This window comes from Geminicoccus sp., from assembly GCF_035556675.1.
Taxonomy (GTDB): domain Bacteria; phylum Pseudomonadota; class Alphaproteobacteria; order Geminicoccales; family Geminicoccaceae; genus Geminicoccus.
The window spans coordinates 1-10,213 of record NZ_DATMFZ010000135.1 but is presented as its reverse complement, the minus strand read 5'-3'; the positions used below and the strand labels follow the sequence as shown (position 1 = coordinate 10,213).

Here is a 10,213-nt window from a genome sequence, read left to right as displayed (position 1 = left end):
GAAATGGGTGACGCTGGCGGTCGCCACCGGCAGGCCGCGGATCGGGGATACGATGTCCACCGAGCGGGACGCCAATGCGATCTGCTCGACCAGGCTGGTGTGCCGGTCGGCCTCGCCCAGCTCCAGGGCGATCACCACGTGCGGGGTGCCCAGCTCCGGCGGCAGCAGGCTCGGCCAGGGCAGGGTGTTGAGGACCGGGAGCTCTTCCTCCTCGACCTTGAGATAGCGCGGCGCGTCTGATCCGGGCGGCACCAGGAAGGCGATCGGCTCGAAGCCCAGCATCGGCTCGGACTGGAGTGCGGCTGCGGCATCCACCGCGTTCGGGCCGATGCCGACGATCACGGTCGGCCGGCGCCAGGCACCCAGCGCCATCAGCGCGTGCTTGGCGGCCATCCGGGTCAGCGGGATGGCGATCACCAAAAAGCCCCAGTTCGCCAGGAACCAGTGGCGCGACATCTCGGTGCGCGACAGGAACAGGCTGGCAGCGTCGATCAGCGCCATCACGCCCAGCACCGAGAGGACGTCGCCCACCTCCAGCCAGAACGGCCGTCGCCTGGCGTAATGGCCGAGCTTCCAGAAGGTGCCGACGGCGACCAGGGTGAGCGCCGCATAGATCCAGGGTCGCTCGTCGGCCGACATGTGGCCGAGCAGGACCGGCGGCAGGGCTTCCTCGACCGAGTAATAGGCGACCGCCCAGCGGGTGCACCAGAAGGCGAGGGCGAACAGGCTGGCGTCGAGAAGCGGGAAGAACCATGCTTCCCGGGCAGACCGGCGAGCACGTGCCGCGACTTCGAACCGTTCGAGCGTAGACGCCATACCGTTCATTCACCCGCCGGTACCGGGCCGCGGCGACGACCTTTGACACCGGTAGCAAGCATCGATGAAGGCTCTGTTAGAGCGCGCACGCCTTCGGCGCCAGCATTCTGCATTGCCATGGCAGCTAGAACACTGAAGCCGTGGCGCGGTTGCATACGTGTCGATAAAGCTGGGCATGCGCATCCACCATCCCGTCCAGGCGCGCGACCCGCGCCACGGCGAGCCGGGCCTGCTGCGCCATGGCTGCCGCGAACGGCGGATCGGCCAGGAGCCTGCCCAGGTCTTCGGCAAAGCCCGGGACGTCGTGCGGGTCCGTGCGCAGGAGGCCGGACACGCCTTGCTCCACCAGTTCGGGCACTCCACGCACCGCCGAGGCCACGACCGGCACGCCCATCGCCATGGCTTCTGCCAGTGCCAGGGGCAGGCCCTCCCAGAGCGACGGCAGCACCAGGGCCGCTGCCCGGCGGAGCTCCGCCAGGGCCTGCTCGCGTGGCAGGGCGCCGGTGATCCGCACCCGCTCCGCCACGCCCCTGGCCCGGGCGCGCGCATGGACGGCATCCTCCAGCGGTCCGCCGCCGATCATGACCAGCCGCGCGCCCTGCAGTGCCGGATGGGCCAGGATGTCCACCGCGAGCAGCGGGTTCTTCTGCGGAACCAGCCGGCCCAGGAACGCGATCAATCCGGGCTCGGTGGGCCCGGCTCCGGGCAGGGCCGCCAGGTCCAGGCCGTTATGGATGACGCCGTCCTCCGGCCGGCCCGGGTCCAGCCGCCATCGCCGCGCCAGGTTGCGGTCCGCCGCGCACACCCAGACGATCGCCGTGGCGCGCCTGCCGATCACCCGTTCCGCCAGCGCGCCGGCCAGCCTCTGCGGCCAGGGCTTGGTCGCGAAATGGTAGCCATGCACCGTGTAGACGAAGGGCACGGACCGCGGCGTCCGGGCGACCGCCAGGCCCGCGCGTCCGCCATGGGCATGGACCAGATCGGGGCGAACCTCGTCGATCAGCCGGCGCAGCCGTACCGGCGCGCTCCGGTCCAGCCGGGAGCGCCACAGGTCGAGCGGACGGGCCGTCAGGCCCGCGGCCGAGGCGGTAGCGAGCGCATGGCTGTCCGGCGCGCTCGCGACGATGCTCTCGATGTCGTGGCGGGCATGCAGGCGGAGGCACAGGTCCAGCACCACGCTGGTGCCGCCGCCCGGCCGGCCATCCGCCACGATCTGCAAGACCCGCATCACTTGTCCCCCGCCCCCTGGGAGGGGCATGGTGAAGCTGAGGTCAAGAGCCGGAGCACGGGATGGCGCTGGAACAGGTCTTTCCGCTGATCGCGTCCCTGGCCCTGCTGGTCTGGCTGTCGCCCACCGTGTTCCGGATGAGTCCGCGCACCCGGGAGTTGACCAGCAAGGTGGCGCTGGGCCTGATCGGGCTGGGGATCGTGCTGGCGCTGGCCGCGTTCTTCATGGGCTAGGGCCATGGGAGGATCACACGATGGACCGGCTTCTTCTTCGCGTTTGTCTGGCGCTGGCGCTGCTGGCGTGGCCGCTGGTGGCCGGCACCGCCCGTGCCGCGGAAGAGAGCGCCTGGGACTTCGACTTTAAGGCGCTGGAGGGCGGCGACCTGCCGATGCGGCGTTTCGCCGGCCAGCCGGTGCTGCTGGTCAACACCGCCTCGATGTGCGGGTTCGCCTACCAGTTCGAGGGACTGCAGGAGACGTGGACGACCAACCGCGATGCCGGCCTGGTCGTGCTGGGCGTGCCGTCCGGCGACTTCGGCGACCAGGAATATGGCGAGAGCGGGCAGATCAAGCAGTTCTGCGAGGTGAACTTCGCGGTCGATTTCCCGATGACCGAGAAGGAGCATGTGCGCGGGCCCGAGGCACACCCGCTCTATCGCTGGCTGCTGGCACGGCTGGGCCCCTCGGCGGAGCCCAAGTGGAACTTCCACAAGATCCTGATCGGCCGGGACGGCCAGCCGGTCGCGGCCTGGCCCAGCCGCACCGAGCCCGGTGCCCCGGAGGTCCAGGCGGCCATCCAGGCGGCACTCGAAGGCTCAGGCGAGGCCAAGTCGGGCGGGAGCTGAGACTTCGCCGGTCAGGACCCGCTCGGCCAGCAGCCCGCTACCGAAGCCCATCCAGTAGCACAGCTCGGCCGGCCGGTTGATCCGCCACAGGCAGAAGTCGGCGCGCTTGCCGACCTGCAGCGTGCCGCGATCGGCGGCCATGCCCAGCGCCCGCGCGGCATGGGCGGTCATGCCGAGCAGGGCCTCGTAGGGTGTGAGCCCGAACAGGACGCAGGCCAGGTTCATGGCGAGCAGTGGCGAGAGCAGGGGCGAGCTGCCGGGATTGGCATCGGTCGCGACCGCCATGGGCACGCCGTGGCGGCGGAACAGCTCGACCGGCGGGCGCTGCCGCTCGCGCAGCAGGTAGAAGGCGCCCGGCAGCAGGACCGCGACCGTGCCGGCCGTGGCCATGGCCTGCACACCCGCCTCGCTCGTGTACTCGACATGATCGCAGGAGAGCGCACCGTAGCGCGCCGCCAGTGCCGCACCGCCGCTGTCGGAGATCTGGTCGGCATGGAGCTTGACCGGCAGGCCCTTGGCCCCTGCCGCCTGGAACACTCGCTCGGTCTCTTCGGGGGAGAAGGCGATCGTCTCGCAGAACGCGTCCACCGCGTCGGCCAGACCCTCCTCCGCTACCCGGTCCAGCATCGGCCCGCAGACCAGCTCGACATAGGCGGCGCGATCCATGTCGGCCGGGAAGGCATGGGCGCCCAGGAAGCTGGTCACCACCGAGATGCCGCCGTCCCGTCCGAGCGAGCGCGCCACCCGCAGCATCCGGAGCTCGGTCTCGATATCGAGCCCGTAGCCCGACTTGATCTCGACCGTGGTCACGCCTTCATCGGCAAGACGCCGGAGGCGGGCGCTGGCCAGGCGGCGCAGTTCCTCCTCCGAGGCGGCACGCGTGCCGTCCACCGTGCGCCGGATCCCCCCGCCCCGCCGGGCGATCTCGGCATAGGGGACGCCTTCCAGCCGCTCCTCGAACTCGCCGCAGCGCTCGCCGGCGAACACCAGATGGGTGTGGCAGTCGATCAGCCCCGGCAGGATCCAGCCGCCGGCGCCGTCATGGGTCTCGGGCGCCGTCCCCGGCAACTGGTCGCGCGGCCCCAGCCAGGCGATCCTGCCATCCCGTACCGCCAGGGCGCCGTCGCGGATCTCGCCACGGTCCGGTGCGCCCGGTACCATGGTCGCGAGCTGTACGTTCACCCATATCCGGTCGAAGCGTTCCATCTGCCGGCTCCGGCCGCTGCTCTTCAGGAATGCTCCCTAGCAGGAAGTTCCGAGGCTGGCCAAACCGGGCGCGATCATGGGGGGACGAAGGCGGCGGATCGGGCTTGCTACCCTGCGCCTGTGGTCGGGCGCATTCCTGTTCCTGTTTGTCGCCACCCATCTGCTCAACCATGCGCTGGGGCTGGTCTCGCTCGATGCGATGGAGACCGGCCGCACGGTGTTCGTCGCGTTCTGGCGCTCGCCGGTCGAACTCGTCCTGCTGGCAGCATTGCTGCTCCACCCGGCCGTCGCGATCGTCCGGCTGCTCCAGCGGCGCACGTTCCGCCTGCCGCCCATGGACTGGCTGCAGGTGGGCCTGGGCCTGCTCATCCCCTACTACCTGACCATCCACGTGCTTGGCACCGGCGTGCTGCACAAGGTCCAGGGGCTCGATGACAGCTACGCCTACCTGCTCAACCTGATCTGGCCGGGCGGGATGCAGCGGCAGACCGAACTGATGCTGGTGGTCTGGGGCCATGGCTGCATGGGGATGTACCACCGCCTGAAGCTGGAGCCCTGGTTTCGGAGTGCCACGCCGGTCCTGCTCACGCTCGCCGTACTGCTGCCCACGCTGGCCTTCTTCGGCATGCTGAACGGTGCACGCGAGCTGGCGGCGTGGGCAGCGGCCGATCCCGCCGGGATCGCGGCCCTGGCGGCGGCCGAAAACTGGCGGGAGCCGGCGGAACGTGCCTGGATCTATGTCCTGGAGAGCCGGCTGCTCCTCCTGTTCTACGGCACGATCGCGCTCCTGTTCCTGGCACGGCTGGCGCGTCAGGCGATCGTGGCGCGTACCGGGCCGGTCGCGATCGAGTTCCCGGGCAACCTGCTGGTGCGGGTCCCGCGCGGCACCTCCGTGCTGGAGGCGGCCGAACAGGCGCGGCTGCCCCATGCCTCGGTATGCGGCGGGCGCGGGCGCTGCTCGACCTGCCGGGTCCGGGTCGGCCGGGGCAGCGACCACCTGCCGCCGCCTTCGGCCCAGGAGGAGCGGGTGCTGCGCCGGATCCAGGCCAAGCCCGACGTGCGCCTCGCCTGCCAGCTCCGGCCGACCCATGCGCTGCAGGTGACGCCGCTGGTCGCGGCCGGTCACGCTACGGAGGAGGTCAGCCGGCCGATGTTCCCCAGGCACGGCGTGGAGCGCGAGCTGGTCGTGCTGTTCGCCGACCTGCGCGGCTTCACCATGCTGGCCGAGCACCGGCTGCCCTATGACGTGGTATTCCTACTGAACCGCTGGTTCGCTTTGTCCGGCCAGGCGATCGAGCAGGCCGGCGGCCGGGTCGACAAGTTCATCGGCGACGGGGTCATGGCCCTGTTCGGGCTGGACCACGGGCCGGAGGAAGGGGCGCGCAACGCGCTGAAGGCGGCGCAGGCGATGGCCGTGGGCCTGAGCCAGCTCTCCTACGAGATGCGCGGCGAGCTGGGGCAGGCGACGCTCCGGATGGGAGTGGGCATCCATGCCGGCAGCGCCATCGTGGGCCAGCTCGGCTGGGGCCATGCGGCCGGCCTCACCGCGATCGGCGACGTGGTCAACGTCGCGAGCCGGCTGGAGACCGCCTGCAAGGAGCTGGCGGCCGAGGCGGTGATCTCGGCGGAAATGTTCCGCCTGGCCGGCCTGGAGCCGCCGAGCACCCCGGTCCCGCTCGAGCTGCGCGGTCGTCGCCGGCCCCTGCCGGTGGTGGCGGTGCCGCGGCTGGCCGAGCTGCGCCAGACGAACCTGGCCAGCGCCTAGGCGAAGGCCGGCTGCGCCGGGGCTGCCCCGACTTCCTCCAGGCCAGGAAGATCCGGCATGGCGCACCGCCCGTACTGCGCATCCCACCAGGCGAGCAGGAGATAGGTGGCAAGGGCATCCCGGAAGAACTGCGGCAGCGTGTCGGTGGCGACGCGGATCGTCCGGGCGTTGGCAGCCGGGGGATGATCCTCGACCAGGTATGGCAGGCCCTGGCGCTCCGCATAGGCGATCGCCGAGGCGAGCGTGGGAAAGGTCAGCTCGACCTGGGCCAGGGGTTCGGGAACGGGATTGCTGTCCGCCTCGCCCGGCAGGTCGGAAGATGGACGCTCGAGCATCAGGTGCCAGCGCTGCCGGCCGGAATGAATCGGTACCGGACGAGGCGGAAGCGGCTGGAAGATCCGCGCGATCGTGCCCGGCGGGAAAGGCCGGCGCTGGTCATCGGGTCTGAACAGATGGTCGGTGACTTCGATCTCCATGGCTGGCTCCTCCCGAAGAAGGTGCGGGCGCGGCGGCCGCCGCGCCCGCTGGCCATCAGTGCCTGGTCTCGGCCTCGGATGCCGCGTTGATGGCGATCCGCTTGGTCCTCGCCTGGGCCTGGGCAGTCTTCGGCAGGGTGATGGTGAGCAGGCCGTTCTTGAAGCTGGCGCTCACCTTGTCCTCCTCGACCTCGTAGCCCAGCGGGATCCGGCGCTCGAACCGGCCATAGTAGCGCTCGCTGAACTGGCGCTCCTTGTCCTCGGTCTCCGAGCGCTTCTCGCCGCGCAGGGTCAGCATGTCGCCGTCGAGCAGGACCTCGATGTCCTTCTCCTCGAGGCCGGGCATCTCGGCCACCACCCGGATGTCACCGTCGGTTTCCGAGACCTCCACGCTCGGCCAGGCTGTGGCCCAGCCTGTCATCCGGCCGAGCGAACGCGGCAGCTCGAAGCCACGGAAGGCCTCGTCGAACAGCCGGTTCATCTCCCGGTGCAGCGTGGAGAAGGGGTTCTGCTCCTGGTCGCGGTAGAGGGTCGGGGCCTGGTTCATGGTGCGGCCCCAGGGGATGAGATCGCGCATGTTCATGGCTCTTCTCCTTCTTTGCAGCAGGAAGCAGGTCGGGCGTCAGGCTGCCTGACGCTGGTTCTCGATCTGCTTGGACTCGGGCTTCGGCAGTGCCTCGCTCCCGATCTCGATCCGCCGCGGCTTCATCGCCTCGGGCAGCTCGCGGACGAGCTCGATCGTGAGCAGGCCGTTCTCCAGGGTCGCCGACTTCACCTCGACATGGTCGGCCAGTTCGAAGCGACGCTGGAAGGCGCGGCCGGCGATGCCGCGATGCAGGTACTGCCCGTCATCCGGACCGGACTTCGTGCCGCTGACGACCAGGAGGTTCGGCTCCAGGGTCAGGTCGAGTTCGTCCCTCGAGAACCCGGCAACCGCCATGCTGATGCGGTAGGCATCCTCGCCGGTCTTGACGATGTCATACGGCGGCCAGTTGTCGATCGCCTGCAGACGGCTGGCGCTGTCGAGCAGATCGAAGACCCGGTCGAAGCCGATGGTCGACCGGAAGAGTGGCGTGAAGTCGAGTGCTGTTCTCATAGCCATATCCTCCACTGAGCAACATGGGTACGAGAGGCGCCCAAGTACTGGCGCCCTTGGGTCTGCCGGCCCCGCATGGGCGTCCGGCACCCGGCCATCTGGGCATTCTCCCATCGTTTTCAAGAGGTTGCCGAGGCGCATGACGACCGATTCCGGGCGAACGGCTTGACGCCGGCATCCCCGCCCACCAAAGCTGCTGGCAGCATCGAGAAAGGCGACATCCCGTCGATGAGCGGACCCGCACACGCCCTGGTCGCCGACGACATCCACAAGACCTTCGGCTCCCTCGAAGTCCTCAAAGGCGTCTCGGTGACCGCCGACAAGGGCGACGTGATCGCGATGCTGGGTTCCTCGGGATCGGGCAAGAGCACCTTCCTGCGCTGCCTGAACCTCCTGGAGATGCCGGACCAGGGGCGGATCGTGGTGGCCGGCGAGGAGATGCGCCTCGTCCCGGACCGCGCGGGCAAGCTCAAGGCAGGTGACCGTCGGCAGATCGAGCGGCTGCGCACCCGCCTGGGCATGGTGTTCCAGCAGTTCAACCTGTGGTCGCACATGACCATCCTGGACAACGTGATCGAGGCGCCGGTCCATGTGCTGAAGCTCGGCCGGGCCGAAGCGCTGGCCCGGGCCGAGGCGCTGCTCAACAAGGTCGGGATCTGGGACAAGCGCGATGCCTACCCGGCGCACCTGTCCGGCGGGCAGCAGCAGCGCGCCGCGATCGCCCGGGCGCTCGCCATGGAGCCGGATGTGCTCCTGTTCGACGAGCCGACCTCGGCGCTGGATCCGGAGCTGGTCGGCGAGGTGCTGCGGGTGATGCGCGACCTGGCGGTGGAAGGGCGCACCATGATCGTGGTCACCCACGAGATGGGCTTCGCCCGCGAGGTGGCCGATCATGTGATCTTTCTGCATCAGGGACGCATCGAAGATCAGGGGCCGCCCGACCAATTCTTCGGCGCGCCAAGGTCTGAGCGGGTCAGGCAGTTCCTGTCGGGCAAGCTGAAGGGTTGACCCGGATGCCCGATCGGGGCATCGCTGCATACTCAACCAGTTAGCGGGTTTCGCTCATGCGCCGACCAACCATCGCTGCGTTCGTCGTGGCTCTCGGCCTGGCCTTCTCGGCCACCGCCTTCGCGCAGCCCCAGGCCATCCTGCGGGTCGCGGTCGACGGGAGCTACCCGCCCTACAGCATGGTCGACAAGAAGGGCCGGCTGTCCGGCTTCGACATCGAGATGGCCGACGAGATCTGCAAGCGGCTCGCGGCCAAGTGCACCAAGGTGCAGTTCACCTGGGACCAGATCCTGGACGCAGTGAAGTCGCAGCGCGCCGACATCGTGGTCGCCTCCACCTCGATCACCGATGGGCGGCGCCGGCGCGGCATCGCGTTCAGCCAGCGCTACTACCATACGCCTGCCATGTTCGTGCGCCGCAAGGGCGATTCGGTGGAAGGGGTCTGGAAGGCGCTGCGCGGCAAGACGATCGGTGTGCAGGCGAACACCACCCACGACCAGTTCGTGACCTCCGAATTCACCGCATCTGCCAAGATCGCGCGGTTCAAGACGCTGCCGCAGATGGTGGACGCGCTCGTGAAGGGGCAGGTCGACGTCATCCTGGCCGATGCCTGGGCGCTCGACCAGACCGCGATCAAGGGCAAGTACGGCAAGAAGCTGGAGTTCACCGGCCCGGCCTATAACGACCGGCGCTGGTTCGGCGAGGGGATCGGGGTGATCCTGCCGCAGGACGACCCGGCGCTGAAGGCGCGGATCGACGAGGCGATCGTCGCGATGCGCGAGGACGGCACCTACATGAAGATCGCCGGCAAGTATTTCTCGTTCGACCCGTACGGGAACTGAACCTGGCCCCAGCAGAACCTGGCCCCAGCAGAACCGGGCCGCCTGCAGTACGGCCCGGCCCCTGCTACTTGATGATCGGCAGGGACTGCTTCTGGAAGGTGAAGCTGTCGAAGCCGTCCCAGTAGTTGATGGTCAGGAACTTGGTGCCATGGCAGACCGCCGCGGTTGGACCGTACTGGCGGGCAACCATGACGCCGCCGTCGGAGAAGATGTCGAGCGCCACCTTCTCCGCCTGTCTGACATCGAAGTTCTGGTCCAGCGTGCAGAACTGGTTGGGCCCCGGCTGGTTGCGGCAGAAGGTACGGTCGCTGAAGGTGCGGGTTGCCTCGCCCGATAGGGCCGGGAAGCGTATGTTGAGACTGGTCGTGAATGGCGGCCGGCCGCCGCCGCTGCTGGGCAGGTAGATGATCTTGCCTTTGCCGAGCGAGCCGGTGCCGTAGTTCACCGTCCATCGGCCGTTGGCCTGGTAGTTCATCGCCCATTTGAACGCGACCGTGTTGCCGGGGTAGGCGTTCACCCAGGCGACCAGGTCGTTCACGAGTGGCGCGCACGGATCAGCCTGGGCGGCGGCGGGCAGTGCCAGCCCTGCTGCCAGCACCGCTGTCGCCAGTCGTGCGGACGTGCGGGTTCGACATGAGCTCGTTCGAGTGCTCATCTTGGTATCCCCTGAATGTCGATTGGCCGGAACGGATCCGGCGTCGAATTCATTAGATACGATACTTGGTCTTGTCTGTGATGCGCAGCACTACTTGTTGAAGTTCCGTCAGTGTGCGTCGGGCGACGGCCCTGCGGCCTTCGGCTTGTGCACCAGCGGCATCAGCAGGAGTGCGAGGAAAAACACCGCCGACATCAGCAGGAAGGCATCGGCATAGGTGAGCACGCTGGCCTCGCGCTCGGCCATGTTGAAGAGCGTGCGCAGCGCGGCCTGGTCG

General features: G+C 69.0%; 11 protein-coding genes and 1 pseudogene. 5 read left to right on the top strand and 7 right to left on the bottom strand.

The window, feature by feature from the left end:
- Together VNS22_RS10645 and VNS22_RS10640 are read right to left on the bottom strand one after the other, a co-directional pair.
- Window positions 1-816, bottom strand: a pseudogene (locus VNS22_RS10645) (hypothetical protein); the annotation flags it as partial.
- Window positions 817-940: 124 nt separating this feature from the next.
- On the bottom strand, window positions 941-2,044 hold the full coding sequence (locus VNS22_RS10640) for a glycosyltransferase (RefSeq protein ID WP_325732194.1): 1,104 nt from the start codon (window positions 2,042-2,044) through the stop codon (window positions 941-943).
- 62 nt (window positions 2,045-2,106) lie between these two features.
- On the opposite strand from VNS22_RS10640, the gene VNS22_RS10635 reads away from it, so the two are divergent.
- Both VNS22_RS10635 and VNS22_RS10630 read left to right on the top strand, forming a co-directional pair.
- Window positions 2,107-2,277 (top strand): hypothetical protein, encoded by a 171-nt coding sequence (locus VNS22_RS10635; protein ID WP_325732193.1) that lies wholly within the window; start codon window positions 2,107-2,109, stop codon window positions 2,275-2,277.
- A gap of 20 nt (window positions 2,278-2,297) precedes the next feature.
- The gene (locus VNS22_RS10630) at window positions 2,298-2,888 is read left to right on the top strand and encodes a glutathione peroxidase (RefSeq protein ID WP_325732192.1); all 591 of its coding nucleotides are present in this window, start codon (window positions 2,298-2,300) and stop codon (window positions 2,886-2,888) included.
- On the opposite strand, the gene hutI is transcribed toward VNS22_RS10630, so the two are convergent.
- Entirely contained in the window at window positions 2,859-4,094 is a 1,236-nt protein-coding gene (gene hutI, locus VNS22_RS10625) for an imidazolonepropionase (RefSeq protein ID WP_325732190.1), read from the bottom strand. The two genes, VNS22_RS10630 and hutI, sit on opposite strands and share 30 nt — an antisense overlap.
- 76 nt (window positions 4,095-4,170) lie before the next feature.
- On the opposite strand from hutI, the gene VNS22_RS10620 reads away from it, so the two are divergent.
- The gene (locus VNS22_RS10620) at window positions 4,171-5,859 is read left to right on the top strand and encodes an adenylate/guanylate cyclase domain-containing protein (protein WP_325732188.1); all 1,689 of its coding nucleotides are present in this window, start codon (window positions 4,171-4,173) and stop codon (window positions 5,857-5,859) included.
- Here VNS22_RS10620 and VNS22_RS10615 read toward each other — a convergent pair.
- Genes VNS22_RS10615 through VNS22_RS10605 form a run of 3 tightly spaced genes read right to left on the bottom strand, consistent with a single transcriptional unit; the run spans window position 5,856 to window position 7,431 of the window.
- Entirely contained in the window at window positions 5,856-6,335 is a 480-nt protein-coding gene (locus VNS22_RS10615) for a hypothetical protein (protein ID WP_325732186.1), read from the bottom strand. The genes VNS22_RS10620 and VNS22_RS10615 overlap by 4 nt on opposite strands.
- Window positions 6,336-6,390: 55 nt before the next feature.
- Window positions 6,391-6,918 (bottom strand): Hsp20/alpha crystallin family protein, encoded by a 528-nt coding sequence (locus tag VNS22_RS10610; RefSeq protein ID WP_325732184.1) that lies wholly within the window; start codon window positions 6,916-6,918, stop codon window positions 6,391-6,393.
- A gap of 39 nt (window positions 6,919-6,957) precedes the next feature.
- Window positions 6,958-7,431, bottom strand: coding sequence for an Hsp20 family protein (locus VNS22_RS10605; protein WP_325732182.1), 474 nt, complete (start codon window positions 7,429-7,431; stop codon window positions 6,958-6,960).
- A gap of 228 nt (window positions 7,432-7,659) precedes the next feature.
- Between VNS22_RS10605 and VNS22_RS10600 the strand changes: the two genes are divergently transcribed.
- Together VNS22_RS10600 and VNS22_RS10595 are read left to right on the top strand one after the other, a co-directional pair.
- On the top strand, window positions 7,660-8,439 hold the full coding sequence (locus VNS22_RS10600; RefSeq protein ID WP_325732180.1) for an ABC transporter ATP-binding protein: 780 nt from the start codon (window positions 7,660-7,662) through the stop codon (window positions 8,437-8,439).
- 56 nt (window positions 8,440-8,495) lie between these two features.
- A complete protein-coding gene (locus tag VNS22_RS10595) occupies window positions 8,496-9,281 on the top strand; it encodes a transporter substrate-binding domain-containing protein (RefSeq protein WP_325732178.1) in 786 nt (261 codons plus the stop codon).
- A gap of 64 nt (window positions 9,282-9,345) precedes the next feature.
- Here VNS22_RS10595 and VNS22_RS10590 read toward each other — a convergent pair whose 3' ends face one another.
- Window positions 9,346-9,879, bottom strand: coding sequence for a hypothetical protein (locus VNS22_RS10590; protein ID WP_325732176.1), 534 nt, complete (start codon window positions 9,877-9,879; stop codon window positions 9,346-9,348).
- Between the last annotated feature and the right edge of the window lie 334 nt (window positions 9,880-10,213).

Coding starts and splice junctions, on each gene's coding strand:
- hutI (WP_325732190.1), bottom strand. CDS start 4,094: ATGGAACGCTTCGACCGGATATGGGTGAACGTACAGCTCGCGACCATG.
- VNS22_RS10605 (WP_325732182.1), bottom strand. CDS start 7,431: ATGAGAACAGCACTCGACTTCACGCCACTCTTCCGGTCGACCATCGGC.
- VNS22_RS10610 (WP_325732184.1), bottom strand. CDS start 6,918: ATGAACATGCGCGATCTCATCCCCTGGGGCCGCACCATGAACCAGGCC.
- VNS22_RS10620 (WP_325732188.1), top strand. CDS start 4,171: ATGGGGGGACGAAGGCGGCGGATCGGGCTTGCTACCCTGCGCCTGTGG.
- VNS22_RS10640 (WP_325732194.1), bottom strand. CDS start 2,044: ATGCGGGTCTTGCAGATCGTGGCGGATGGCCGGCCGGGCGGCGGCACC.
- VNS22_RS10600 (WP_325732180.1), top strand. CDS start 7,660: ATGAGCGGACCCGCACACGCCCTGGTCGCCGACGACATCCACAAGACC.
- VNS22_RS10635 (WP_325732193.1), top strand. CDS start 2,107: ATGGCGCTGGAACAGGTCTTTCCGCTGATCGCGTCCCTGGCCCTGCTG.
- VNS22_RS10595 (WP_325732178.1), top strand. CDS start 8,496: ATGCGCCGACCAACCATCGCTGCGTTCGTCGTGGCTCTCGGCCTGGCC.
- VNS22_RS10615 (WP_325732186.1), bottom strand. CDS start 6,335: ATGGAGATCGAAGTCACCGACCATCTGTTCAGACCCGATGACCAGCGC.
- VNS22_RS10630 (WP_325732192.1), top strand. CDS start 2,298: ATGGACCGGCTTCTTCTTCGCGTTTGTCTGGCGCTGGCGCTGCTGGCG.